At 70.0% G+C, this 24,624-nt stretch carries 22 protein-coding genes; 7 read left to right on the top strand and 15 right to left on the bottom strand.

The window, feature by feature from the left end; genetic code table 11:
- Positions 1-7 precede the first annotated feature (7 nt).
- The 3 genes from APR04_RS18480 to APR04_RS18470 all read right to left on the bottom strand — a co-directional run bounded on the left by APR04_RS18480 (position 8) and on the right by APR04_RS18470 (position 3,498).
- Positions 8-1,048, bottom strand: a complete 1,041-nt coding sequence (locus APR04_RS18480; protein WP_253872810.1) for a DUF8094 domain-containing protein — start codon at positions 1,046-1,048, stop codon at positions 8-10.
- 63 nt (positions 1,049-1,111) lie between these two features.
- Positions 1,112-2,122 (bottom strand): DUF8094 domain-containing protein, encoded by a 1,011-nt coding sequence (locus APR04_RS18475; RefSeq protein ID WP_253872807.1) that lies wholly within the window; start codon positions 2,120-2,122, stop codon positions 1,112-1,114.
- Entirely contained in the window at positions 2,122-3,498 is a 1,377-nt protein-coding gene (locus tag APR04_RS18470) for a hypothetical protein (protein ID WP_253872805.1), read from the bottom strand. The genes APR04_RS18475 and APR04_RS18470 overlap by 1 nt, the downstream gene beginning before the upstream one ends.
- Positions 3,499-3,840: 342 nt before the next feature.
- Here APR04_RS18470 and APR04_RS18465 point away from each other — a divergent pair, with 342 nt between their 5' ends.
- Positions 3,841-5,421 (top strand): DivIVA domain-containing protein, encoded by a 1,581-nt coding sequence (locus APR04_RS18465; protein ID WP_253872802.1) that lies wholly within the window; start codon positions 3,841-3,843, stop codon positions 5,419-5,421.
- A 121-nt stretch (positions 5,422-5,542) separates the two neighbouring features.
- Here APR04_RS18465 and APR04_RS18460 read toward each other — a convergent pair whose 3' ends face one another.
- From APR04_RS18460 to APR04_RS18450, 3 genes are read right to left on the bottom strand one after another with little or no spacing between them, the layout of a single operon-like run.
- Positions 5,543-6,361 carry an alpha/beta fold hydrolase gene (locus tag APR04_RS18460; RefSeq protein ID WP_253872800.1) on the bottom strand — a complete coding sequence of 273 codons (819 nt, stop codon included), beginning with the start codon at positions 6,359-6,361 and terminating at the stop codon, positions 5,543-5,545.
- A 28-nt stretch (positions 6,362-6,389) separates the two neighbouring features.
- Positions 6,390-7,163 carry an alpha/beta hydrolase gene (locus APR04_RS18455; protein WP_372496130.1) on the bottom strand — a complete coding sequence of 258 codons (774 nt, stop codon included), beginning with the start codon at positions 7,161-7,163 and terminating at the stop codon, positions 6,390-6,392.
- Positions 7,164-7,210: 47 nt separating this feature from the next.
- Positions 7,211-7,510 carry an Rv1322 family protein gene (locus APR04_RS18450; protein ID WP_253872792.1) on the bottom strand — a complete coding sequence of 100 codons (300 nt, stop codon included), beginning with the start codon at positions 7,508-7,510 and terminating at the stop codon, positions 7,211-7,213.
- Positions 7,511-7,638: 128 nt separating this feature from the next.
- Here APR04_RS18450 and APR04_RS18445 point away from each other — a divergent pair, with 128 nt between their 5' ends.
- Together APR04_RS18445 and APR04_RS18440 are read left to right on the top strand one after the other, a co-directional pair.
- Entirely contained in the window at positions 7,639-8,625 is a 987-nt protein-coding gene (locus APR04_RS18445) for an FKBP-type peptidyl-prolyl cis-trans isomerase (protein WP_253872790.1), read from the top strand.
- A gap of 130 nt (positions 8,626-8,755) precedes the next feature.
- Positions 8,756-9,283 carry a phosphoribosyltransferase gene (locus tag APR04_RS18440; protein WP_253872787.1) on the top strand — a complete coding sequence of 176 codons (528 nt, stop codon included), beginning with the start codon at positions 8,756-8,758 and terminating at the stop codon, positions 9,281-9,283.
- Here APR04_RS18440 and APR04_RS18435 read toward each other — a convergent pair.
- Positions 9,225-9,938 carry a phosphatase PAP2 family protein gene (locus tag APR04_RS18435; RefSeq protein ID WP_253872784.1) on the bottom strand — a complete coding sequence of 238 codons (714 nt, stop codon included), beginning with the start codon at positions 9,936-9,938 and terminating at the stop codon, positions 9,225-9,227. The genes APR04_RS18440 and APR04_RS18435 overlap by 59 nt on opposite strands.
- A 142-nt stretch (positions 9,939-10,080) precedes the next feature.
- Between APR04_RS18435 and APR04_RS18430 the strand changes: the two genes are divergently transcribed.
- On the top strand, positions 10,081-11,667 hold the full coding sequence (locus APR04_RS18430) for a sensor histidine kinase (RefSeq protein ID WP_253872781.1): 1,587 nt from the start codon (positions 10,081-10,083) through the stop codon (positions 11,665-11,667).
- On the top strand, positions 11,664-12,341 hold the full coding sequence (locus APR04_RS18425; RefSeq protein ID WP_253872779.1) for a response regulator: 678 nt from the start codon (positions 11,664-11,666) through the stop codon (positions 12,339-12,341). Before APR04_RS18430 ends, APR04_RS18425 begins: the two co-directional genes overlap by 4 nt.
- 32 nt (positions 12,342-12,373) lie before the next feature.
- Here APR04_RS18425 and APR04_RS18420 read toward each other — a convergent pair whose 3' ends face one another.
- Positions 12,374-13,330, bottom strand: a complete 957-nt coding sequence (locus APR04_RS18420) for a helix-turn-helix transcriptional regulator (protein ID WP_253872777.1) — start codon at positions 13,328-13,330, stop codon at positions 12,374-12,376.
- Between the two features lie 103 nt (positions 13,331-13,433).
- On the opposite strand from APR04_RS18420, the gene APR04_RS18415 reads away from it, so the two are divergent.
- Positions 13,434-14,027 carry a VOC family protein gene (locus APR04_RS18415; protein ID WP_253872774.1) on the top strand — a complete coding sequence of 198 codons (594 nt, stop codon included), beginning with the start codon at positions 13,434-13,436 and terminating at the stop codon, positions 14,025-14,027.
- A gap of 45 nt (positions 14,028-14,072) precedes the next feature.
- Positions 14,073-14,915 (top strand): SDR family oxidoreductase, encoded by an 843-nt coding sequence (locus tag APR04_RS18410; RefSeq protein ID WP_253872771.1) that lies wholly within the window; start codon positions 14,073-14,075, stop codon positions 14,913-14,915.
- 131 nt (positions 14,916-15,046) lie between these two features.
- Here APR04_RS18410 and nrdF read toward each other — a convergent pair whose 3' ends face one another.
- The 7 genes from nrdF to yicI form a co-directional block, all read right to left on the bottom strand.
- Positions 15,047-16,027 (bottom strand): class 1b ribonucleoside-diphosphate reductase subunit beta, encoded by a 981-nt coding sequence (gene nrdF, locus APR04_RS18405; protein WP_253872769.1) that lies wholly within the window; start codon positions 16,025-16,027, stop codon positions 15,047-15,049.
- Positions 16,028-16,076: 49 nt separating this feature from the next.
- A complete protein-coding gene (gene nrdE / locus APR04_RS18400; RefSeq protein ID WP_253872883.1) occupies positions 16,077-18,203 on the bottom strand; it encodes a class 1b ribonucleoside-diphosphate reductase subunit alpha in 2,127 nt (708 codons plus the stop codon).
- 20 nt (positions 18,204-18,223) lie between these two features.
- A complete protein-coding gene (gene nrdI, locus APR04_RS18395) occupies positions 18,224-18,658 on the bottom strand; it encodes a class Ib ribonucleoside-diphosphate reductase assembly flavoprotein NrdI (protein ID WP_253872766.1) in 435 nt (144 codons plus the stop codon).
- Positions 18,659-18,693: 35 nt separating this feature from the next.
- On the bottom strand, positions 18,694-18,936 hold the full coding sequence (nrdH, locus tag APR04_RS18390) for a glutaredoxin-like protein NrdH (RefSeq protein WP_253872763.1): 243 nt from the start codon (positions 18,934-18,936) through the stop codon (positions 18,694-18,696).
- Positions 18,937-19,326: 390 nt separating this feature from the next.
- Positions 19,327-20,799, bottom strand: a complete 1,473-nt coding sequence (locus APR04_RS18385) for a serine hydrolase domain-containing protein (protein WP_253872761.1) — start codon at positions 20,797-20,799, stop codon at positions 19,327-19,329.
- Between the two features lie 114 nt (positions 20,800-20,913).
- Positions 20,914-22,350, bottom strand: a complete 1,437-nt coding sequence (locus tag APR04_RS18380; protein WP_253872759.1) for a GH1 family beta-glucosidase — start codon at positions 22,348-22,350, stop codon at positions 20,914-20,916.
- Positions 22,347-24,611 carry an alpha-xylosidase gene (yicI, locus tag APR04_RS18375; protein WP_253872756.1) on the bottom strand — a complete coding sequence of 755 codons (2,265 nt, stop codon included), beginning with the start codon at positions 24,609-24,611 and terminating at the stop codon, positions 22,347-22,349. The genes APR04_RS18380 and yicI overlap by 4 nt, the downstream gene beginning before the upstream one ends.
- Positions 24,612-24,624 lie beyond the last annotated feature (13 nt).

The raw sequence follows: 24,624 nt of genomic DNA, 5'->3' as shown, positions 1-24,624 counted from the left end.
ACGGTGGTTACTCGCCGGACACGTCGATCGGGATGTGTCGGAAGCCCACCAGCGTGATCTTGTGCGCCGAGCCGGCCGACGGCACGTAGAGGGCGACGAAGTCGTGGTAGCGGGTGCGCAGCCGGTTGGTCTCCGCCTCGTCGCCGAACAGGACCTGCTGCGCGGACGGGAGCGCGTCCGTGTTGATCTTGGCGCCCTTCTGGCCGACCTCGATCGTCTGGGTACCCGTGAGCCCGCCCAGCACCAGCGCGCCGCCGTCCGCTGTGCGTACCGCCCGTAGGCCAAGGCTCGGCTCGACCTCTGCGGTGAAGGAGTACTTGCCCTTGGTCTCCGCCCAGTCGGCGACACCGGTCTGCGACTTCTCGATGGCGCGCAGGTCCTGCCGTAGCCGGTCGTCGGCGAACGCTCCTGTGCCCTTCGCGTCCGAGTCCTCGCTCAGCACCTCCGCGTACTCGGCGAGCGCGTCCTGCGGCGACCGGACCAGCGACGTGTCGTCGTCCGGTGCCACGGCCGCGCTGCCAAGCTCTGGCTGCGCGAACGGCGGCAGGCTCGCGCCCGGCACCAGGTTCACGTAGCCCCAGAGCTTGTACTGCTCTCGGGCTGAGGCCTGGTCGAACACCATGAGGGCCGGGGTGTGCGTGTCGGCCGGCTGGGCCTGGACCGCGTAGCTCGTCCGTGGCCAGCTCTGGTCGGACGGCAGAACTGTCTGCTGCGTCTGCATCGACAGGTCGGTGCGCCACCTCTCCTCGCCCGTGTCCTCGGCGAGACGGAGCTCCGCCTCCCGCATCGACAGCGCGGGCCCGGTCATGCGAGCTCGTAGCCCGTCGGCCGCCGACACGTTGTCGTGCTTGGCGATGGAGGTGGCGACCGCGTCCAGGATCTTGCGTTCCTGCGGCTCGCTGACCACCGCCGCGATCGCTGGTGCGTCCGGTGCGGGGGTGGGCGGTTCGACCGTGCAGCCGGCGAGCAGGACCGAGACGACCCCGACCGCGGCGAGGCAGCCGGCGCCTCGTCGTCGGGCCGCGGACGAGACGTCGGGACGAAGCAAGGGTGGCCTCCGTAGGTTCACGGGGGCCACCCTAGCGGCGGGACGACGGGTCGATCGGAGAGGTCAGCCGTTCGAGACCGAGCTCGGGACGTGCTCGTAGCCGACCAGGCTGATCTCGTCCTCCGAGTCCTTGGGCGGCACGTACATCGCCACCATGTCCTCGTAGTTGACCTCGACCACGTTGCTGACCTCGGTATCGCCCCAGAGTGCCTTGGTCGTCTTGGTCGGCGGGCCGATCTCGCAGCCCTCCTCCTTGGCCGTGATCGTCTCCTGGCTGATCATCGAGGCGAGCACGAGGGCTCCGCCGTCAGCCGTGCGAACGGCTTTCACCGGGTCCTTGGTCGGTTCGTACTCGACCTCGAAGGAGCCACCGCACTCTTCCTTGTTGATCGCATCGACCTGGAGCTTGCCGTAGTCCCGGAAGAACTGGCGCAGGTCGTCGTCGGCGAAGTTCTCGGCGTACTTCGAGTCCTTGTCGACGGTGAGCACCGACGCGTACTGCTTGATCGCGTCCTCCGGCGTCACCTTCAGGCTCTCGTCGTCCTCCGGCACGGCGGGGCTGCCCAGGTCGGCCTCCGCGAACTGCGGCATGGTCACCCCCGGCAGCAGGCGCACCCAGCCCCACAGCTTGTACTGGTCACGCGCGGTGGCCTGGTCGAAGGCCATGAGCACCGGCGTGGTGAGGTCCTTGGGCTGCACCGTGATCGCAAAGCTGCTGCGCGGCCAGTCCTGGTCCGACGGCAGGATCACCTGCTGCATCTCCATGGCCAGGTCCGTCAGCGGCTCCTTGTCACCGCGCGCGTCGGCGACCTCGAGCTGGGTCTCGCGGATCGAGAGCGCTGGGCCGTCCAGCCGGGCAGCGAGCGAGTCGGCGTCGCGGGACTTCTCGACCTTGCCGACGACTTCCGCCACCTTGTCCAGGATCTCGCGTTCCTGGGACTGGGTGACGACCGCCGCCGCGACGGGCGCCTCCGGCTTGGGCGTCGGGAGCTCCTCGGCACAGCCGGCGAGCAGACCCGTGGCGAGCACGGTTGCTACCACGGCCGTGGTGCGGGTGGTCGTGGTGCGCTTCATCAGTTACCTCCGTCGTTCCCGGTGACGCCCCAGGTCTGGCGCCACGCCGCAGCACGACTGCTGGGTGTCTCCGGCTGCTCAGCCTCGGGCTCGGGCTCTGGTTCGGACGCGGGCACGGTGGGCATCGCGCCTGTCGCGGCCCTGCGCTGCGCCTGGTCGCGCATACGCATCTCGCGCCGTGTCATCGGCTTGTCCGACGCCGCGGCTGCGGGCGGGGCTGCCTGGGCAGGATCCGGCGTCCCGGGCGCCATCGGTGCCCGTGCTGGTGCGGCGCCGCCGAACGGCGTCGGCTGGGCCGGGGGCTGGGCGGGATCAGCGGGTGCGCCGGAGCCCTGCCCACGGCGGCGGCGGATCCCGCGGATGGACGCCGCCGGGGCGGCGACCGGTCCAGGAGCCGGCTCGACCGCCGGCGGCGGGGTGATCGGGGCCGCGCCACCGAACGAAGCGGGTGCGCCCCAGGACCGCGTCTGGTCCTGCTCGGGCTCGGGCGTGCTCTGGGCCGCCTGTCCGCGGCCCGGCCGCGCCGGGCTCGCCGGCGGGAGGACCGCAGTCCCGCCCTCGACCGGGTCGCCGAGCGCGGGTGGGAGCCCGCCGCCGGGCTCGTGCGCGGACGGGCTCGACTGCTCGCCGTCCACCTCGAAGACCGCGTCGCGACGCGGCAGCTCGGAGTCGGGCTGACGGGTACGGACCGCTGACGGCGTCCGCCCCTTGTTGCCGCGGTTCTTCTTGCGGCGTGCGCCGATGGCGATGAAGACACCGAGAATCAGGAGGAAGCTGCCGCCCAGCACCCCCGGCCACAGGTACGGCGTGGTCACCGGACGGGGCCAGGTGAGCTCGAGCGTCGGCGCCTCCGCGTCCTTTCCGACGCCGGCGGCCAGCAGGACCACGCGACCGGGCTCCTCGGTCCAGCGCAGGGAGACGGTCGTCTCGCCGCTGACCTCGGAGATCCACATGTCGGAGCCGGCAGGGTCGGGTCCGGAGGCCGGCTTCTCAGCCGGCGCATCGTCCGTCTCCTCGCCGTCGGCCGCTTCCTCCTCGGTCGCGGCAGCGGTACCCGGTGCGACGCTCAGCGTCTCCCAGGAGGACAGGCCGGTCACCGAGTCGTAGGGGTCGTCGCCGACCCAGCCGAGCACGTCGACGTCGGACCCGAGCGCGAGCGTGACCTTCTGTCCCTCCGGGACAGTGGCTCGCACGGTCACCTGGTCGTCGACCAGGCCGAGCACGCCAGGCTCTGTGACAACCATCGTTCCGTCGCCGCTGGGGGTCGCGGTCGCGACGACCGTGTCGGACTCGCGTAGCACGGTCGCCGTCGCGACCCCGTAACCGATCCCGCCGAGCCCGGCAAGGATCAGGAGAGTCGCCAGAATGCGTTGCACCACCGATTCCCTTCGAATATTGGGCGCGTGCCCGTCGATCAGGTGGATGTTCCAGCATAGGGACCGAACGAGGAGCACTGTCCAATGACGGGCGTGCTTGTGCGGTTCGGTCGGGATTCTCACCCTTCCTTCACCGAGGTGTGCCTGAACCGCCACCATGGTCCCGGGTCGCATGAGCCAGCGGAGAGTATCCCAGGCATTACGTACATTGCATCCCGTCGCGGAGTATCCACATCCGCACAAGGCACGTATCCTGGGCGCCGGACGAGCCGTATGTACGGCGTCCGCAAGGGGGGAGCCTGACCCGCGCCTCACCAAGTCCCGACACTGGAGGTCTGCACCGTGTCCGACGAGCGCTCGCTCTTTCCGACTGCCATGCGCGGATACGACCGCGACCAGGTGCACGCTCACCTGGATCGACTGAACCACGCCCTTGAAGAGGCACGTCGCCAGGTCGAGGCCTCCGACGGCCGCGCCATGCAGCTCACGCAGGATCTCACTGACGCCAAGCGCAACCTACGTGAGACGGAGAAGCCGTCGTACGCCGGCCTCGGCTCCCGTATCGAGCTGCTGCTGCGCTCAGCCGAGGACCAGTCGACAGACATCATCAACCAGGCCAACCAGCAGGCCGCGGACATCATGGCACGGGCGAAGCTGTCCGGCGGGCAGGTGCGGTCGCGCGCCGAGTCCGAGGTCGCCGAGATGCTCGCCAGCGCCCGTCGTGAGGCCGAGGAGATCCGCACCACCACGTCCGCGGAGGCGGAGGGCCATCTGCTCGCCGCCCAGCGCCGCGCCGAGGAGCTCGTCGGCTCCGCCGAGCGCGAGTCCGCGCAGATCGCGAGCGCCATCAGTGCTGAGGAGAGCGAGCGCCGGGCCAGCCTGGAGCGCGAGCTCGGCACCCTGCGCTCCACGGTCGAGCGGGAGACCACCGAGCTGCGGGTGAACACCGAGCGCGATGCCGCCAAGCTTCGCGGCGAGGTCAGCACGCAGACCACGGAGCAGCGCGAGACCGCCGAGCGTGACGCGTCCGCGATGCTGGCCAGCGCGCGGGCCGAGGCCGAGCAGATCCTCTCCGAGGCACGCCGCCAGGCAGCCGAGGCGGCCAACGCCGTCACCAGCGAGATGGAGGACCTGCGCGAGCAGGCTCGTGCGGCGCTCGCCCAGGCCGAGCTCGACATCGTCACACGCAAGGAGAGCGTCGAGAAGGAGCTCGCCGAGCGGCACGAGACGGCGAAGGCCGAGACGGCCAAGCTGGTCAGCACGGCGGAGGAGCACGCAGCAGAGGCAGAGAAGCGCGTGGCCGTGGCCCTCGAGCAGTCGGAGAAGATCCGGTCCGAGTCCGACGTCTACGTCAAGGACCTCGTTGCCGACGCCCGCAAGTCCGCGGACCGGATCGTGGCCGAGGCCAGGGAGTTCGCGGAGCAGACCATCGACGACGCCCGCGCAGAGGCCGAGTCGAGCCGGTCGGCCGCGCAGCACCAGCTCGAGGACCTGACGCGTCAGCACGACTCGATCAACTCCTACCTGGACGAGCTGCGCGGGATGCTCGGCACACCGGCCCCTCCGGGCGCCGCGGCCACTCCGGGCGCCGCGCCGGCCCCGGTGCCCAGCCCGCCGGCCAAGCCGAAGAGCATGTCGGGCGCGACCCCCGCACAGCAGGCCCGCTTCGCCGTCGTCGGTGACGGCACCGAGGCCGAGCCCGACGTCGCCGAGTCGACGGACACGGGATCGATGCCCGCGTCGATCCCGCCGAGCAACCCGACGCCTGTTCCCGTCGGCACGGCCACCGTCGTCATCCCGTCGGTCAAGGGGACCAAGGCGGGTACCAAGGCCGGCCAGAACGCCGCCGACTCGGTCTCCTCTCCCGCGGAGAGCGACGACGTCGAGGAGTCCGTCTCCGAGAAGGCTCGAGCGTCCAGCTGATCCGCTGAGTCAGTCCGACGCACCGACGGCGGCCCTCCCGTGCAGGGAGGGCCGCCGTCGGTCTGTCCGCTCTGTTCGGCCGGTCAGAGTCGGTGGCCGGGTCGTCGTGGTGCGGCCCCGGTCAGTGGTGAGCCACCACCTGGGCGTGCAGCAGGCCCAGTGCCGCGGCGGCGGCCTGCGGATCCTCGACGACGCTCAGGTGGCCCGCGCCAGGCACGATCGTGAGTGCGGCGTCTCCGGCGGAGAAGTGCGAGGGCCTCCCGGCTGCCCGCACCATGTGCTCGGCCTCGGCCAGCGGAGTGATGGTGTCCTCGGCGCCCACCACGACGGCGACCGGCGCGTCGAACTGCTCCAGCACCGCCGTCCGGTCGGGGCGGGCCGCCATCGCCCGTTGCGCCCACGCGACACCTGCGGGCGACTGCGCACGGATCCACGAGTCCAGCAGGGGAAACAGGTGCCGTCGGTGCTTCGCGCTCGTGCCGCCGACCAGGTCGGCGGGCATACCGAGCACGGCGTCAACGGTCTGGTCGGACTCGGCAGCAGCGGCGACCCGGAGTCGCTTGGCGTGTGCTTGCTCGGTGTCCGCCGTGGACTTGGTGTTCACGAGCCCGAGGCCGGCGACGAACCCCGGGTGCCGTTCGGCGAGGGCGAGCGCGACGTACCCGCCCATCGAGTGCCCGACGACCACGGCATTGCCCTCACCACCGGCGACCATGGTCCGGTACACCCGGTCGGCGGTGTGCTCGATGCTGGGCTGGAAACCGTCCAGGTCGCTGTGCCCGGCTCCCGGCAGGTCCACTCCGATGGCACGGATGCCCGGGGGCAGGTGCTCGGCGCAGGCCGCCCACATACGGTGGTCGAGCGGGAAGCCGTGCAGCAGCACGAGCGGCACTCCGCCGCCGTCGTGCAGCGTGAAGGTGGCTAGGGCTGATGAGGTCATCGTCGTCCTCCTGTGGGTGGTGGGGTGCTCAGGAATCGCCCAGTGGACCGTCCCAGTGCGTCGGCAGCGGTAGCGGGTGGTCGGGCAGCACATGAGCCACCACCTCGTTGAGCACGCGGGCGACCGCCGGCTCGCCGACCCACAGGTGCTTCGCACCGTCGACACCGATCACCTCGGCCTGCGGCACGCGCGCGAAGCGCCGGCGGGCCTCGTCGGGCCGTAGGTAGTCGTCGAGCTCGGGCACCAGGACGACGAGCGGCTTGCCGAACGCCGCCCAGCGGTCCAGGTCGTCGTCGGTCGCTCGGTGCAGCGGCGGCGACAGCAGGATCGCTCCCTCGATGCTCGGGTCGGCGCCGTGCTTGAGCACCAGCTCGCTGCCGAACGACCAGCCGACCAGCCACGGCTGTGGCAGCCCGCGGAACTCGGCGAGCTCGATCGCGGCCGCGACGTCGTAGCGCTCCGCCTCTCCGCCGTCGAACGCGCCCTCGCTCGTGCCCCGCGGTGACGACGTGCCGCGCGTGTTGAACCGCAGTACCGCGAGGTCAGCCAGCGCGGGCAGGCGCCAGGCCGCCTTGCGGTACACGTGGGAATCCATGAAACCGCCGTGCGTCGGCAGTGGATGGAGCGTCAGCAGTGTGGCCGACGGCTCACTGTCCGCGGGCAGCGACAGGTCACCGACGAGCGTCAGGCCGTCGGCGGTGTGCAGCTCGACGTCCTCGCGCTGCGCGGGCAGGACGGTGAGCGAGCGGATCTGATGGGTCGTCTGGCCGGAGGCCTCGTCCGGCGTCGCTTCGGTGGTCATCGGTCCCATTGTCTCCCTCGTTGCCGACGCCGGGCTCAATGGAGGACTCAATGGAGGTTGGCGCGGCGCTGCCAGCAGCTGTTGTGCCAGTGCCGACGGCCGTCCAGACCGGCACCGGGTCCGCCGAGCCCGTCCGTCCGCCAGGCGACGACGTGCGCGGTGCCTGGCGTGACCTCCTGGCGGCAGGCCGGGCAGACGTAGGTCTTGTCCGACGACCGGATCCGCTGGACCACCCACTCGCCGTCGGCCGCGGACTCGCTGCGGCGGCCGCCCGTGGCCCGATCGACATCGAGGGGAACGTGGTCCGCGGCATACGGACGCTTGCTGGAGCGGCGCTTCGACGGCATGGCACCTATTCTTCCGCAGGGCAGAGGTGATGACCCGAACCTGCCCAGAACCTGGGAGCCACACTCATTTCCGCCCGCTAGAGTGTGGCGGTCCCCAGCAAGGCGAAAACCCGACCGAAGGACTACTCGTGAAGCACCGCACCACTGCCGGCCTGGCAGCCGTCGCGCTGGCATCCATCGCGCTCACCGGCTGCGCAAGCGGCGACGACACCGCGGACGGCAGTGCTGCCGCCTCCAACGGAAATGTCTGCGAGGTGACACCGGCCGCTGAGCCGTCGCCCGCACCGAGCCCGTCCGACGCGGACGTCAAGGCCGTCGACGCGATCGAGGTCTCCGGCCCGGTCGGCAAGGAGCCGAAGGTCTCCTTCAAGACCCCGCTCGAGGTCAGCGCGCCGACGTTCCGCGTGGTCGACGAGGGCACGGGCGACGAGCTCAAGGAGAAGGACCAGGTCACCATCGACTACGTGGTCGTAGCGGGCAAGGACGGCTCGCAGGCCGCTTCCACCTGGAAGACCAAGGAGCCCGAGACGTTCGAGCTCGGCGACGCGCAGTACGACCTCCTGAACGACCAGCTCATCGGTCAGAAGGTCGGCGCACGACTGCTCATGGCCAGCACCGCGATGGACCAGTCCATCCAGGTCACGATGGTCGAGGTCGCCAAGGTCGCGGCTCCCAAGGAGACCCCGACCCGTGCGGAGGGCACCGAGGTCGCGCCGAAGGAGGGCATGCCCGCCGTCGAGCTCGCCGACGACGGCCAGCCGACCGTCACCATCCCCGAGGGCTTCGAGGAGCCCACCGACCTCGTGGTGCAGCCCCTCATCGAGGGTGACGGCGCCGAGGTCACCAAGGACCAGACGGTCACCGTCCAGTACGCGGGCTGCCTGCTCGACGGCACGTCGTTCGACTCCTCCTGGAGCCGCGGCACCCCGACGTCGTTCCCGCTCAACGGCGTGATCCCGGGCTGGACCAACGGCATCGCCGGCCAGAAGGTCGGCAGCCAGGTGCTGCTCGTCGTCCCGGCGGACCAGGGCTACGGCGACCAGGCGAACGGCGCGATCCCCGCGAACTCGACGCTCGTGTTCGTGGTCGACATCCTCGAGGCGAAGGCCGCCTGACCCTCTCGGCAGGCCCGCCCAGCGGAACGGCTGAGATCTAGCGCACTCGACGTGCGCATCGCCGCTGGTCACGGCATTGACGTGGCGGGTACCCGAGCCGGGTGCCCGCCACGTCTCGTAGTGTCTTCCCATGACGTCGACAGAGCTCCCGACCACTGAGTCCGTTCCTGTGCCGGAGCGCGAGGTGCTCACCTGGGAGACCTTTCCCGATGCGGTGCGCGACCTCGCCCACAAGGTGGTGGACAGCGGGTTCGTACCCGAGGTGGTGATCGCCGTCGCGCGTGGTGGCCTGGTCCCCGGCGGTGCCATGGCGTACGCGCTCGGCACCAAGGGCGTCGGGACTTTGAACGTCGAGTTCTACACGGACATCGGCAAGACGCTGGACGACCCTCGCGTGCTGCCGCCCCTCATGGACACGTCCGAGCTCCCTGGCGCCAAGGTCCTGGTGGTGGACGACGTCGCCGACTCCGGCCGCACCCTGGCCCTGGTGATGGACCTCCTGGAGAAGCAGGGCGCCGAGGCCCGATCGGCCGTGCTGTTCACCAAGCCGCGCACGATCATCCAGCCCGACTACTCCTGGAAGGACACCGACCTGTGGATCACCTTCCCGTGGTCCGCCGAGCCTCCGGTGACCGGCGCGAAGTCGATCGACGCGTGACCCGCTGAACGCCCGCGTGGACGCCCAGGCCCACCAGGCACGTCACCAGGACGCCAAGGGCCAGGCCTGAGGCGACGTCGTGCACGTAGTGGACGCCCGCGGCGACGCGGGCGCCGGCAACCGCAAGCGCCAGCGGTACCACCGCCGGCCAGAGCCGGGGCGCGACGAACAGGCACGCCACCGCCAGGGCACCCGCGATGGTCGAGTGGTTGCTGGGCCAGGACCAGTCGCCCGGTGCCGGGCAGGTCAGGACCGTGGCGATGTCGACGACGCGGCATGGCCGTTCCTCGGTGACCACGAGCTTGACCACCTCGCTCACCGCGTACGCACCGAGCGTCCCGACCCCCGTGGCGGCGAGCAGCGCGAACCGGAAGCGGTCGCGAAGCCAGGTGAACAGCGCGAGGCAGGCCGTGACCGCGACGAGCATCAACAGGCCCTTGTCGGCGACCAGCCCCGCGAAGCCGGCCAGGGACGAACGGGCGGTCCCTCCGGCGACGCCCTCGAAGAGCCTCTCGCGTGCGGGCCAGGCCAGGAGTGCGGTGAGGGTCAGGCCAAGGACCGTGCTGAGCGCCGCTGGCAGGACAACGCGCGGGACAGGGCTCCGGGTCGGCGAGGCCGGACGGTTCGCTGCTGGTGCATGGCGTGTAGTGGTCATGCCGAGAACGCTAGAAATCACCGAGGGTGAGCGGATCTGGCGTAGGTCAGTAGCTGTCTATGACCTCGGTCTTACTGGGCCGCCGCGAAGATCAGACCTGGGCGGGAAGCGCGCACCGCCGCCCGTCGGCGACGATGGTCGGGTGACCCAGCCGTCCGAGATCACCCATACCGAGCACACCGTTGAGAGCGTCGCTGTGCGGCCCGCCCACGTGCTCGTCGCTGTCGCGTTCGCGGTGCTGCTGGTGCTCGCCGGCGTCAGCCCCTGGTGGATGCTCGTGCTGGCCGCCGCGGCAGCGCCCCTCGGGCTGTCTCCGAGTGGTGCTCGGCTGGGCGTCATCGCCATGGCCGTCGCGGCGGGAACCGGTGCCGTTGCGGTCCTGGCCGGCTGGGCGGACCTGCGTGAGGTGCTCGTCGCCGTCGCACGCGGTGTCGTCACCGGGGTGCTGCCCTGGTCCGTAGCCATCGCGTGGCGCGCCCGCCGGGCCGGCGAGGCCGACGCGGCGATGGCGCTCCTCCGGGAGCAGGACGCCCAGCGGATGCGCGCCGAGACCGACCTCGCCCGGCAGCGCCTGCGCCTCGCCGGGAGCTTGCACGACGACCTGGGACACGCCCTCAGCCTCGTCGCGGTCAACCTCGGCCGGCTGGAGCTCGAGCTGGAGCGGAGCACGGGGACCCAGGACCAGCCCGGCGCCGCATCCGCACGGGAGTCCGTCGGGCTCGCACGGCGCCAGGTCTCCGACGCGGTCGCCCGCCTGGGCGCGTCCGTCCAGACTCTTCGTACCGGCCTGGCCGACGACATCCCTCTGGCGGCGGTCCAGGCGGACCTCGACGCGCTCGTGCGCGACGCACGCCTTGCGGGCGCCGACGTCGAGCTCACCGGCTCGCCCAGGCGTGACCACCTGGCGCACTTCGGTCCCGCCGTCGTCCGAGTGGTCCAGGAAGGGCTGACGAACGCGCTCAAGCACGCTGCGGGCCAGCCGGTCCGCGTGGCGCTGGCCGGGGGGCCCGATCGGCTCGTCGTGACGGTGCGCAGTCCGCTGCCCGGGCAGCTGTTCGGACCCGTGCACGGGGCGCTGCCTGGCGATGAGCCGACTGCCACGGTCGGCGGCACGGGCATCCGGTCGCTGATCGAGCATGTGCACGCCGCGGGCGGATCGGTCCAGGCGGGCCCCGACGATGGCGACTTCGTGCTGCGCGCCGAGCTGCGCCCCGTGTCCGAGGATCCGGCCGGCACCCCGATCACTGCGCCGGACGAACACGGCGGTGCCGCTGCCGCGCCGCGGCCCCTGGACGCGACGAGCCGGGGCACGACGGCCTCGGGCACGGCGTCGCGCGGGGAGACAGCCAGGGATGCGCGCACGGTGACCCACGGGCTGACCCGCGCCCGGCGTCGCGGCGGGGCACTGCTGCTGGCCGCGGTGCTCGTGCCGACCGCCGCGCTGGTAGCGGTGGCGGCAGCGATCCAGCTCGCGGACCACCTCGATGCACGACGCGCGCTGATCGACCCGGCGGCCTTCGCGCGCATCTCGGTCGGCGACGCTCGGTCGCGCGTTCAGCCGCTGCTTCCTGCGGCCACCCTCGATCCGCCCTCTGGCGCTGACCCGGAGTGCGACTACTACTCTGTCACGGTGGACTCGCTCGATGACGCGTCCGGTGACGCCTATCGGATCTGCTGGGCGGCCGACCGCGTCTCCTCGACAGACCTCGTGGTCGGAGGAGCGCAATGAATCGGCCGGATGCCTCCGGGGCGCTCCGAGTGGTCCTCGCCGACGACGAGCCCCTGGTCCGCGCGGGACTCGCCGGGATCCTCCAGACGGATGACGGTGTGCAGGTCGTCGCCCAGGCGTCGTCGGGTCAGGAGGCGCTGGCCGCGGTGCGGGCGCACCGACCGGACGTCGTGCTGCTGGACGTGCGCATGGGGACGATGGGCGGCCTAGAGGCTCTCGCGGAGATCCGGCGCACAGCCGGACCCCTGCCATGTGTCATGGTCACGACATTCGGTGAGGACGAGTACCTCGCGGAGGCGATCCGGCTGGGCGCCGACGGGTTCGTGCTGAAGGCTGGCGATCCGCGCGAGCTGCTGTTCGCGGTGCACGCTGCGGCGTCGGGCGGTGCCTACTTCTCGCCCGCCATATCGCGGCGCCTGCTACAGACTGGACTTGGCACGCGGTTCGTCGCGCAGCAGGACGCCAGGGAGCGGTTCGAGCGCCTCACCCCGCGTGAGCAGGAGGTGCTGGCACTGCTGGGAGACGGCCTGCCGAACCCCGAGATCGCGGAGCGCCTCCATCTCGCCGAGGGCACGGTCAAGGTGCACGTCACCTCGATCCTGCGGACGACAGGTGCACGCAACCGGGTCGAGGCCGCCTTGATCGCCGCGCAGGCAAGGACGGCGCAGCAGTAGCCGGAAGAACCGGTCGACGGGCTCGCCGTCGATCAGGAGGTGGCCTCGACGAGTCGGCGCCCCCAGGCCCGCATGTAGTCGACAGCCTCGACCGGTCCGTGCACGACGAACGGGGCGCCGATCGCAACAAGGCAGAAGGCCGCCCAGTCCAGCGACTCGGCGGCGATCTCCACATCGCACGAGGCGTCGTCCACGGGCCGGACAGTTCCATAGTGCACGATCTCCTCCCGGATCCGGTCGGCAGGTGCGTGCACGGTCGCAAGCACGCGATAGCGCGACGGCAGGTCGCCGAGCTGCGCACGCACGTAGGTCACGGGGTCGTCGTCGGGCAGACGACGCCGCGCGAACCGGTTGCCGGTACGGCAGGGCTGCGTGATGCGGTCGACCCGGAAGGTGCGCCAGTCTGCGCGGTCCAGGTCCCAGGCGGCGAGGTAGAGCCGGTTCTCCACGTTCACGATCCGATGCGGTTGCGCCGTCCGTCGGGACGGCTCCCCCGTGCGCGACCGATAGGCGAACACCACCGCGTCGGCGTCACGGCAGGCCAGCGCCAGCGTGGTGAGCGCGGTGATGTCGCCGATGGCAGCGCGGTTCTCGGCGCCTCCCACAGGGAGCGCGACCGCTCGGAGGCTGTCGATCCGGCCTCTGATGCGGGCCGGGAGAACCTGGACGATCTTCGCTATCGCGGTGACAGCGGCTTCCCCCGAGGCCGGATGGACTCCCGTGGCGATCTCCTTCAGTCCGAGCACCGTGGCCGCGGCCTCGTCCTCGCTGAGCACCAACGGCGGAAGGGACGCCCCAGCGCTGAGCTGGTAGCCACCACCGGTCCCCCGGGTGGTGACGATCGGGTAGCCGAGCTGCTGCAGACCGTTGACGTCGCGGCGCAGTGTTCGCCGGCTGACGTTCAGCCGGCGCGCCAGCTCGGACCCTGACCAGTGGCGCTGGCCTTGCAGGAGCCCGAGGAGCTCGAGGGCCCGGGTGCTGGTCGACATGTCGCCAGGCTAGTTTCACTAGTGGCCAGATAGTGACCGGAAGCCAGGCAAGAGTGGGAGCACGAACGAAGAACGAAGAGTCCGCGCACCACGAAGGAGAACCATGTCCGCTTCCACACCCTCCGCCGTCCCCACCCCCTCCGCCGCTCCCGCCGCTCCCGCTGCTCCCGCCGGGTCGGCGACCGTCGATCCCTTCATCTGGACCGACGACGCGCCCGGCCTGATCGGCTTCCTGGTCGACGTGCTCGGGGCGACCGAGGTCCCCGAGGCCCGGACGGCCGACACCGACGGGCTCGTCCTGCACTCCGAGCTGCAGATCGGCGACTCCACCCTCACCATCGCCGATCGCAAGCCCGGCTGGCCCTACACTCCGGCCTTCGTTCGCGTCTACGTCGAGGACCCGGCCACCACGCTGGAGCGCGCCGTTGCCGCCGGCGGGCGGATCGTCACCGAACCGACGAACTTCTGGGGCGACGTGCTCGCGCGCTTCGCCGATCCCTTCGGGCACCTGTGGTGGATCTACCAGCACAACCCGAGCACCACCACCTGGGAGGACGCCGAGAGTGACCCCGCGGAGAGCGGCACCGACGGCGCGGACGAGCAGTCCTGGGAATCGTTCGTCACGCCCGAGCTGTCCTACGTCCACACCACGCTCATGGAGGCGATGGCCTCGCTACGAGACCCCCGCACCCGCTGACCCACCCGACCACAAGCCAGACCAGAAGAGAAAGGACCGGTCAGCATGCGCATCCTGGTCACCGGAGCGACCGGACAGGTCGGCCGACACCTCGTCGAAGAGCTGCACCAGGGCCGGCACGAGGTTCGTGCCCTGACCCGAGATCCGGACAACGCCGTCTTTCCCGACGGCGTGCAGGCAGTAGGCGGCGACCTCACTCGGCTCGAGACGCTCGGCTCCGCCTTCGACGGCGTCGACGCGATCCACTTCATCACCTTCGGCGGGGACGACTTCGCCGACCTCGCCAACGGCGCGGACCTCATCGACCTGGCCGAGCAGAACGGGGTACGTCGCGCGACGGTGCTCGGCGGCTGGTCCGCGACCAGCGTCGAGACCGAGCTCAGACGTAGCAGGATCGACTGGACCCTGCTGCAGCCGGTCGAGTTCATGGCCAACACGCTCGAGTGGGCCGACGAGCTCACGACCCGCGGCACCCTGTCGGCCCTCGCCACCTATCCGAGCGCGATGATCCATGAAGCCGATATCGCGGCGGCCTCCGCCCATGCCCTCACCGAGCGCGGGCACGCGGGGCGGACGTATGCCCTGACCGGCCCCGAAGCACTCACCCCGCGGGAACGGATCCGCATCCTCGCGGAGGAGACCGGCCGAGACCTCACCTTCGTCCAGCTCACGCCGGAGCAGGAGCGCGCCCGCCTGCGCGGGTACGGGTACGACGACGACTACGTCGAGTTCGGCATCCAGCTGGCGACGAGTCCACCCGCGACTGCGGGACGGGTGCTCCCCACCGTCCCGGAGATCACGGGTCGGCCCGGGCGCACCTTCGCCCAGTGGGCCCAGGAGCACGCGGCCCGCTTTCGGCCGTACCAAGGAGCCGACCCGCGGTCCTGACACCGGCCGATGTGACCGCCGCGCTGACGAGGACTCGGCACACGAAGAGGCCCGGAACCGCAGGGATCTGCAGTTCCGGGCCTCTCACCAGCCCTACCGGGCTACCAGCCCTACCGGGCTCCTGAGGAGTCTCAGAAGTCCCAGTCGTCGTCCTCGGTCTCCACGGCCTTGCCGATCACGTACGACGAGCCGGACCCCGAGAAGAAGTCGTGGTTCTCGTCCGCGTTCGGCGACAGGGCCGCGAGGATCGCCGGGTTGACGTCGGTGTCCTCCTTGGGGAACAACGCCTCGTAGCCCAGGTTCATCAGGGCCTTGTTTCCGTTGTACCGCAGGAACTTCTTGACGTCCTCGGTCAGCCCCAGCTCGCCATAGAGCGAGTCGGTGTACTCCTCTTCGTTCTCGTACAGCTCGAAGAGCAGACCGAACGTATAGTCCTTGAGGTCTGCCTGCTCAGCCTGCGTCAGCTTCGCAAGGCCCTTCTGGTACTTGTAGCCGATGTAGTAGCCGTGCACCGCCTCGTCACGAATGATGAGGCGGATCAGGTCTGCCGTGTTCGTCAGCTTCGCCCGCGAGGACCAGTACATCGGCGCGTAGAAGCCGGAGTAGAACAGGAACGACTCGAGCATCGTCGAGGCGACCTTGCGCTTCAGCGGGTCGTCGCCCCGGTAGTAGTCGAGGACGATCTCTGCCTTCTTCTGCAGGTTCGCGTTGTTCTCGGACCACTCGAAGGCGTCGTCGATCTCCGGCGTCGACAGCAGCGTGGAGAAGATCGAGGAGTAGCTCTTCGCGTGCACGCTCTCCATGAAGGCGATGTTGGTGTACACCGCTTCCTCGTGCGGGGTGACCGCGTCCGGGATCAGCGACACCGCTCCGACCGTGCCCTGGATGGTGTCCAGGAGGGTCAGGCCGGCGAACACCCGCGTGGTCATGACCTTCTCGTGCTCGGAGAGGGTGTTCCACGACTGGATGTCGTTCGAGACCGGCACCTTCTCGGGCAGCCAGAAGTTACCGACCAGGCGGTCCCAGACCTCGAGGTCCTTCTCGTCCTCGAGGCGGTTCCAGTTGATCGCTGACACGCGATCGATGAGCTTGAGCTTGCCGGTTGGCGACATGGGGCCTTCTTCTTTCACGGACGACGACGACGGGCACGGCGAGGACTGCTCACAGCATGCAGGAGACGCAATCCTCGATCTCGGTCCCCTCGAGTGCCATCTGACGCAGGCGGATGTAGTAGAGAGTCTTGATGCCCTTGCGCCACGCGTAGATCTGCGCCTTGTTGACGTCGCGGGTGGTGACGGTGTCCTTGAAGAACAACGTGAGGCTCAGGCCCTGGTCCACGTGCTGCGTCGCCGCGGCGTACGTGTCGATGATCTTCTCGTACCCGATCTCGTACGCGTCCTGGTAGTAGTCCAGGTTGTCGTTCGTCATGTACGGCGCCGGGTAGTAGACCCGGCCGAGCTTGCCTTCCTTGCGGATCTCGACCTTGGCCGCGACCGGGTGGATCGACGACGTCGAGTTGTTGATGTAGCTGATCGAACCCGTCGGCGGCACCGCCTGGAGGTTCTGGTTGTAGATGCCGTGCTCCATGACCGAGGCCCGCAGCGCACGCCAGTCGTCCTGCGTCGGGATCGCCACGCCGGCGTCGGCGAAGAGGGCGGCGACGCGCTCTGTGGCCGGCTTCCACTCCTGCTCGACGTACTTGTCGAAGTACTCGCCGGTGGCGTACTTCGAGTCCTCGAACCCGCCGAACTTCTTCTTGCGCTCGATCGACAGGCGGTTGGACGCCGCGATCGCGTGGTAGGCCACGGTGTAGAAGTAGATGTTCGTGAAGTCGATGCCCTCGTCGGAGCCGTAGTAGATCCGTTCACGGGCGAGGTACCCGTGCAGGTTCATCTGGCCGAGGCCGATGGCGTGCCCCATCTCGTTGGCCCGCTTGATCGACGGCACAGACTCGATCGACGTCTGGTCGCTCACCGCCGTCAGCGCGCGGATCGCCGTGTCGATCGACCGGCCGAAGTCCGGCGAGTCCATCGCCTTGGCGATGTTCAGCGAGCCCAGGTTGCAGGAGATGTCCCGCCCGATCTCGTCGTAGGAGAGGTCCTCCTTGAACGTCGACGGGGTCGACACCTGCAGGATCTCGGAGCACAGGTTCGAGTGCGTGATGCGGCCCTTGATCGGGTTCGCCGCGTTCACGGTGTCCTCGAACATGACGTACGGGTACCCGGACTCGAACTGGAGCTCCGCGAGCGTCTGGAAGAAGTCCCGCGCGCTGATCGTGGTCTTGCGGATGCGGTCGTCGGCCACGAGCTCGTCGTACTTCTCCGAGATGGAGATGTCGGCGAACGGCTTGCCGTAGACCCGCTCGACGTCGTACGGGCTGAACAGGTGCATGTCCGCGTTCTTCTTGGCCAGCTCGAACGTGATGTCCGGGATGACCACACCGAGCGAGAGCGTCTTGATGCGGATCTTCTCGTCCGCGTTCTCCCGCTTGGTGTCGAGGAACCGCATGATGTCGGGGTGGTGTGCGTGCAGGTACACCGCGCCGGCACCCTGGCGCGCGCCGAGCTGGTTCGCGTAGGAGAAGGAGTCCTCCAGGAGCTTCATCACGGGGATGACGCCGGAGGACTGGTTCTCGATGTGCTTGATCGGCGCACCGTGCTCCCGGATGTTGCTCAGGAGCAGCGCCACGCCGCCGCCGCGCTTGGAGAGCTGCAGCGCGGAGTTGATGCCGCGCGCGATCGACTCCATGTTGTCCTCGATGCGCAGCAGGAAGCAGGACACGGGCTCGCCGCGCTGCGCCTTGCCGACGTTGAGGAAGGTCGGTGTCGCCGGCTGGAACCGCCCGGAGATGACCTCTTCGACGATGTCCCGCGCGGTCTGCTCGACGCCGTCCGCCAGGCCGAGCGCGACCATGGCGACACGGTCCTCGAAGTGCTCCAGGTACTTCTTGCCGTCGAACGTCTTGAGCGTGTACGAGGTGTAGTACTTGAAGGCGCCGAGGAATGTCTCGAAGCGGAAGTCCTTCGAGTACGCGAGCTGGAAGAGCTCCTTGACGAACGCCCCGGAGTACTTCGCGAGCACGGTCGGGTCGTAGTACTTGGCCTCGACGAGATGCTCGAGCTTCGCTTCGATCGACTCGAACTCGACGGTGTTCGGGTTCACGTGCTGCAGGAAGTACTGGCGAGCCGCCTCGCGGTCCTTCTCGAACTGGATCTTCCCGTCCGACCCGTACAGGTTCAGCATGGCGTTGAGCGAGTGGTAGTCCATCTGGAGGGGCTCCAGGGGCATCTCGCTCACCCCTTCACCGTTCAGGCGGAGAGGCTCTGTAGTTGTTGCTGCCAAAATCGTCCCAATCCGTTGCGGACGCGCGTGACGTCCTCCGCTGTACCGAGGAGCTCGAAGGCGTACAGATACGGGACATCGCACTTCGCAGCGATGATGTCCCCGGTGATGCAGTACGCAGCCCCGAAGTTGGTGTTCCCCGCAGCGATGACGCCGCGAATGAGCGACCGGTTGTGTTCGTCGTTGAGGAACTTCCTCACCTGCCGTGGGACAGCCCCGCCCTCGTTGCCGCCACCGTAGGTGGGGGCCATGAGGACGTAGGGCTCGTCCACGCGCAGAAAACCGTCGGCCGGGCGCAGCGGGATCCGGTGCACCGACATCCCGAGCTCGTCGAGAGCAAGCTTCCCGACAAACCGGTGCGTGTACTCCGACACGCTGGAGAAGTAGACGAGGGAAGCCACGTCACACCTCCTTGCCGACGTTGCGGTAGTTCAGGTCAGGCCGAGGCGGCCTGAAGCGCGGCGACCGCGCTGATCTGGTCGGGGCGAAAGCCCGACCAGTGGGTGTCACCGGCCACGACGACCGGTGCCTGGAGGTACCCGAGACCGCGAACCATCTCGAGCGCCTCGGCGTCCTCAGTGATGTCGACGACCGTGTACTCGACACCCTTACGATCCAGCGCTCGGTACGTCGCGTCGCACTGGACGCACGCCGGCTTGCTGTAGACCGTGACGCTCATGTCCGCCTCCTCTGACCTCGAAGGACACCCGTGAAGTTACGTTGGTGTGCTTTGTTTGCGGGTCGGTGTCTCCCGCTGAACCAAACACTACACCTAGTGTCTGACACCCGCTCGCTTACGACATGTTGTGGTTGGGGCCGAACAGGGCACTGCACCGGAACCGTCCGCGACCCTCATGGACCATGCTGCCACGAGCCTCTGACACCGCCTGGGAGGCCGCGTGCGCCACTTCCCGCGCGGCCCCCGGCCCGATCGCGCGGGGGCTTGGGAAAGGGCACCTCACGCGGCCCCCACGGCTCGAAAAGTGATCTGAGTCAGCGGCGTGTCGCGGCCGTTGGGCGTGTCCCGCGAGCGCCGGCCGGCGCAGTGAATCGGGTCACAGCGGACCGGTCAGAGCGGGTACCAGCCGGCCGTGTCGTGCCCGCCCGGGATCTCGGCGTCCGGGGCGTACGGGGTCCGGGTGAGGCAGAAGGTCCCGACGTCGAGCGCCACGACCCGACCGTCCCGCTCGACGGGCCGGAGGATCTCGCCGTGCCAGTAGCCCGCGGTGACGCCGACCCACTCTCCGGACGTGGCGCCCGGCGCGAACTCGGTGCTGCGGCGGCCAGCCGCCCCGGTCAGCGCGAGCCGCCCGTCCTCGGCGCGCAGCGTGTACGGCACGGGCCCCCAGTACCAGGTTCCGGTCACGTCCAGGACTCGTGCACCGACACTCTCCTCAGGTCCCGGCACTGCACCCGACGCCGAACCCGTGCCTGCGCCGCCCTGTGCCCCGGCCGCACTCGCCCGCCCCGCCGGGGACGGCCCGCGTACGACGGCGGGGCGCGCGCTCAGGAGGGCCGCGAGCAGGCCCGTCCCGTCCCCGAACCCGCCGGTGCTCGAGCCGACGACCGCCACGGCGTCGCCCGTCTCGACGTCGACCCGCAGGTCCGCGGTGAAGCCCGGCACCGAACCGGAGTGGCCCACCGTGCGCACCGGCACCGTGCCCGTCCCCGGAAGGTCCACCAGGTCCTTGCGGATCCGCACGCCCAGGCCGTAGGTGCCGGTCCAGGCGGCGCCGGGCTCGTCGACAACCACGCGGGGCGCCGTCATGAGCCGGCGCGCGGCATCGGGCAGGACGGCGTCGCCGGCCGCACCGAGCGTGTCGTGGCCGGCCAGCCACACCCCGAATCGCACGAGGTCCGCCGGGGTGGACCACAGCTCGCCCGCCGGGCCCATGGCCAGGTACTCGGCGACCGGCTCGTCGTGCACCAGGTCGGCGTCCGGGTGCACCGCATATCCCCGTACGTGCGGCCCCACCGGGACCCGTCCGGTCGCAGTCATCCCGAGCGGCGTCCAGAGCTCGTCGCGCAGCACCTCGTCCCAGGCCCGCCCACGCGCCACCTCGACCAGCCGGCCGAGCACCGCGTAGCCCACGTTCGAATAGTGGTACCGGATACCGGGCGCGACCAGCCGGGGCAGGCGGGAGGCGACGATCTGCTCCCAGGTCGACCCGCCGGCCCGTTCCCACCAGGCTCCGGCCGGCTCGGCGGGCAGCCCGCTCGTGTGGCTCAGGAGCTCTGCGATCGTGGCGTCGGCCGCAGGAGCGTCCGGCAGGTGCGCGCCGATCGGGTCGTGCAGCGCCACCTTGCCCTCCTCGACGAGCCGCATGACCGCCACGGCGAGCATCGGCTTGGTGATGGATGCGATGCGGAAGGCGTGCTCCGCCGTCGGCGTGCCTGCCCAGGGGGCGTGGGCGACCTCGGACCAGACCACCTCGCCGCCGCGCCCCGCGGCCGCTGACAGGGCAGGCACCCGCCCACCGTCCCGCAGCCCCCGCAGCACGCTGCGCAGCTCCGCCCCGATCACCTGATCTGCTCTGCTCACCCCCACAAGGTACCGAGGAGCGCAGCGCGGATGGTCGGTAGAACGTCAGGTGTTCGGCAGCCCGAGCTACCGATCATGCGACGTTCTGCCGACCACCCGCGAAGAGAGGCCCCGCTAGGCCGGCGAGATCTCTGTCACCGGCGGGAGGGTGTTCGTCGTCGCCAGGCGGCGGTACCAGTGCGCCGAGTCCTTCCAGGTGCGCTCCAGCGTCCCGTAGTCGACGCGGATGATGCCGAACCGCCGGTCGTAGCCGTAGGCCCACTCGAAGTTGTCGAGCAGCGACCACGCGAAGTACCCACGCACGTCCACGCCCTTGTCGCGGGCGAGCCCCAGGGCCTCGACGTGGTCGTGCAGGTAGGACACCCGCTCCACGTCGTGCACGCGCGCCACGCCGTCCTCGACCACCACGGTGTCCTCGAACGCCGCGCCGTTCTCCGTGACCATCAGCGGCTGGTCCGGGTAGGAGTCGCGCAGCGAGACCAGCAGGTCCGTCAGGCCGGCCGGCTCGATGTTCCAGCCCATGGCGGTGTACGGGCCAGGCTGGGGAAGGAACTCGACGTCGTCCGCCGCGGGCCACGGTGTGCCGGCGGAGTCCTTGTGCCCGTCGGCCTGCTGCCGCTCGCCCTCACCCGCGAAATGGCGCACCCGCGCCGTCGAGTAGTAGTTGACGCCCAGCACGTCCAGCGGCTGCCTGATGATCTCCAGGTCACCGTCCTGCACGAACGACCAGTCGGTGACCGAGGCGGTGTTCTCCAGCAGGTCGGCGGGGTACGCGCCGTCGAGCACCGGGCCGAGGAACGCCCGGTTGGCCAGCGCGTCGACCTTGCGGACGGCGCCCTGGTCGGCTGCGGACGACGGGTCGTCCGGCCGGAAGACGTGCAGGTTCAGCGTGATCGACGTCTTGGCGGAGTCGCCGAGCACCTCGCGGATCTGCTGGACCGCGAGGCCGTGCGCCAGGTTCAGGTGGTGCACGGCCTGCAGCGAGGCAAGGGCCTCCGTGCGGCCCGGCGCGTGGACGCCCGAGCCGTAGCCAAGGTATGCCGTGCACCACGGCTCGTTGAGGGTGGTCCAGACGTCGATGCGCCTCCCCAGCTCCTCGGCCATCTTCCGGGCGTAGCGGGCGAAGGCGTAGGCCGTGTCGCGGTTGGTCCAGCCGCCGGTGTCCTCCAGCTCCTGCGGGAGGTCCCAGTGGTAGAGCGTCACCACGGGCTTCACGCCCGCGGCGAGCAGCCCGTCCACGAGGTCGGAGTAGAACCGGATGCCCTCGGCGTTGAAGTCGCCGGAGCCGCCCGGCTGCACACGCGACCACGAGATGGAGAACCGGTAGGCGCCGAGGCCCAGGTTCTTGATGTGCTCGACGTCCTCCTGCCACCGGTGGAAGTGGTCGTCAGCGACGTCGCCCGTGTCCCCGTTCAGCGTCTTGCCGGGTGTGTGCGAGAACGTGTCCCAGATGGACGGTCCCCGCCCACCCTCGGTCGCGCCGCCCTCGATCTGGTACGACGCGGTCGCCGAGCCCCAGAGGAAATCGCTGGGAAAACTCCGTGCACTCACAGTGTCACCTCTCCTGGGCCCGTGGCCCGAACGGTCCGTCCTTCATTCTCGACGCTCCACTCACCCGGAGCGTCGTCACTGGTCACCTGCACGACGCCGGAGGCGCACCGCACGCGGAACGTCGCGGGCGCGCCCGTGCCACCCGGGACCAGGACTTCTTCGTCGTACCCTTCGGGCAGACGGGTGCAGCGTAACGTCACGCCATCGGCCCACGCGTAGTCCGGTCGGTCGTCGCGCGCTCCGACCGGCAGCACCGTGCCGGGCCGGACGAGCAGGGGCAGGCTGTCGAAGCCGTGCTCCTCGGCGACCCAGCGCGGGCCGGTGACCGTCGGAGCCTGGCCCGCCCCGACGTCCGGCAGCCGGGTCCACTCCCCAGCGGGCACGTAGTACTCCGCACGTGACTCGTGGAAGACGGGCGCGACCAGCAGCGACGGCCCCAGCATGTACTGGGTGTCGACGGACGCCGCCGTCCGGTCGTCGGGGAACTGGAGCACCATCGGGCGCATCACGGGCATGCCCTCCTCCGCGGCGACGAGGCCGAGCCCGCCGAGATACGGCATGAGCCGCAGCTTCAGCCTGGTGAACTTCCTGGTGACGTCGACCGCCTCGTCGTCGAACGCCCACGGCACGCGGTAGGAGCTGGACCCGTGGAGCCGGGAGTGCGACGACATCAGGCCGAACGCGGCCCACCGTTTGAACACCGCGGGGTCGGGCGTGCCCTCGAACCCACCGATGTCATGGCTCCAGTAGCCGAACCCGGACAGCGACAACGAGAGGCCGCCACGGAGGGACTCCGCCATGGAGACGAAGGTGGACTCGCAGTCGCCGCCCCAGTGCACGGGGTAGGCCTGCGTGCCCGCTGTCGCGGACCGGGCGAAGACGACCGCCTCGCCGCGCCCGCGCTCCTCCTCCAGCAGCTCGAAGACGACCTTGTTGTAGAGGTTGGCGTAGTAGTTGTGCATGCGCTGCGGGTCGGACCCGTCGTGCCAGACGACGTCCGTGGGGATGCGCTCCCCGAAGTCCGTCTTGAAGCTGTCCACACCCTGGCCAAGGAGCACGCGCAGCTTGTCCTGGTACCAGGCGACGGCGTCGGGGTTGGTGAAGTCGACCAGGGCCATCCCGGCCTGCCACTTGTCCCACTGCCAGACGTCGCCGGCCGCCGTGGTGACCAGGTAGCCCTTCTCCGAGCCCTCACGGAACAGGTGCGAGCGCTGGGCGATGTACGGGTTGATCCACACGCAGACCTTCAGGTCGCGTTCGTGCAGCCGGGCCAGCATGCCCTCGGGGTCGGGGAACGTCGCCGGGTCCCACACGAAGTCGCACCAGTGGAACTGCCGCATCCAGAAGCAGTCGAAGTGGAACACCGACAGCGGGATGTCGCGCTCGGCCATGCCGTCGATGAAGCTCGTGACGGTGGCCTCGGAGTAGTTCGTGGTGAACGACGTCGAGAGCCACAGGCCGTACGACCACGCAGGGACGACGGCGGGCCGCCCCGTCAGGGCCGTGTACCGGCGCAGGATCTCGGCGGGGGTCGGCCCGTGGATCACGTAGTACTGGAGCGACTGCCCCGGCACCGAGAACTGGGTGCGGCTGACGGCCTCTGAGCCCACCTCGAACGAGACCCGCTCGGGGTGAGCAACGAACACGCCGTAGCCGCGGTCCGTCAGGTAGAACGGCACGTTCTTGTAGGCCTGCTCGCTCGCGGTGCCGCCGTCCTCGTTCCAGACGTCGACGCTCTGGCCGTTCTTCACGAACGCGCCGAACCGCTCACCCAGGCCGTAGACGTGCTCCCCGACGCCGAGCCCGAGCTGCTCGTGCACGAAGTCGCCGTCCGGGGTGCTCGCGATCCCGACGCTCCGGTCCGACGACGAGGTGAGCACCTCGCCGTCGGCCACGAAGTCGACGTGCCACGGGCCGTCGGTGGAGACGCGGGCCGTGAGCCCGCCGGAGGTGAGCTCGGCCGGGCCGGACTCGGGGACGACCACCTTGACCGCCCCCGGCTCCCGGTTGACGGCGAAGTGCGGGCCGGGGTCACGGCGACCCTGGTGGTGCTCGATGCGCACCCCGATGACGTCGTCCGCCGGGGCGTCGAACGTGACCGTGACGACCGGTCGGTTCAGGGTGTCCCCCCGCCGCGTGATCGGCGCGGTGGGTGCGAAGACGGTCAGGGTGTTGTCGCCGGCCTCGACCGAGTCGATGTCGCGGGGACGAAGCATCTCGACGCCGGGTCGCAGCTGCCAGTAGCCGTCGGTGAATCTCATGGCTGGTGAAACC

Origin of the sequence: Promicromonospora umidemergens (genome assembly GCF_024171995.1) — a bacterium.
Lineage (GTDB): Bacteria > Actinomycetota > Actinomycetes > Actinomycetales > Cellulomonadaceae > Promicromonospora > Promicromonospora umidemergens.
Note: the sequence above shows the minus strand (reverse complement) of the source record. Positions and strands in the feature narration are given on the sequence as shown.

Coding starts and splice junctions, on each gene's coding strand:
- APR04_RS18475 (WP_253872807.1), bottom strand. CDS start 2,122: ATGAAGCGCACCACGACCACCCGCACCACGGCCGTGGTAGCAACCGTG.
- yicI (WP_253872756.1), bottom strand. CDS start 24,611: ATGAGATTCACCGACGGCTACTGGCAGCTGCGACCCGGCGTCGAGATG.
- APR04_RS18420 (WP_253872777.1), bottom strand. CDS start 13,330: ATGTCGACCAGCACCCGGGCCCTCGAGCTCCTCGGGCTCCTGCAAGGC.
- APR04_RS18425 (WP_253872779.1), top strand. CDS start 11,664: ATGAATCGGCCGGATGCCTCCGGGGCGCTCCGAGTGGTCCTCGCCGAC.
- APR04_RS18435 (WP_253872784.1), bottom strand. CDS start 9,938: ATGACCACTACACGCCATGCACCAGCAGCGAACCGTCCGGCCTCGCCG.
- APR04_RS18455 (WP_372496130.1), bottom strand. CDS start 7,163: ATGACCACCGAAGCGACGCCGGACGAGGCCTCCGGCCAGACGACCCAT.
- APR04_RS18450 (WP_253872792.1), bottom strand. CDS start 7,510: ATGCCGTCGAAGCGCCGCTCCAGCAAGCGTCCGTATGCCGCGGACCAC.
- APR04_RS18410 (WP_253872771.1), top strand. CDS start 14,073: ATGCGCATCCTGGTCACCGGAGCGACCGGACAGGTCGGCCGACACCTC.
- nrdF (WP_253872769.1), bottom strand. CDS start 16,027: ATGTCGCCAACCGGCAAGCTCAAGCTCATCGATCGCGTGTCAGCGATC.
- APR04_RS18460 (WP_253872800.1), bottom strand. CDS start 6,361: ATGACCTCATCAGCCCTAGCCACCTTCACGCTGCACGACGGCGGCGGA.
- nrdH (WP_253872763.1), bottom strand. CDS start 18,936: ATGAGCGTCACGGTCTACAGCAAGCCGGCGTGCGTCCAGTGCGACGCG.
- APR04_RS18440 (WP_253872787.1), top strand. CDS start 8,756: ATGACGTCGACAGAGCTCCCGACCACTGAGTCCGTTCCTGTGCCGGAG.
- nrdE (WP_253872883.1), bottom strand. CDS start 18,203: ATGCCCCTGGAGCCCCTCCAGATGGACTACCACTCGCTCAACGCCATG.
- APR04_RS18415 (WP_253872774.1), top strand. CDS start 13,434: ATGTCCGCTTCCACACCCTCCGCCGTCCCCACCCCCTCCGCCGCTCCC.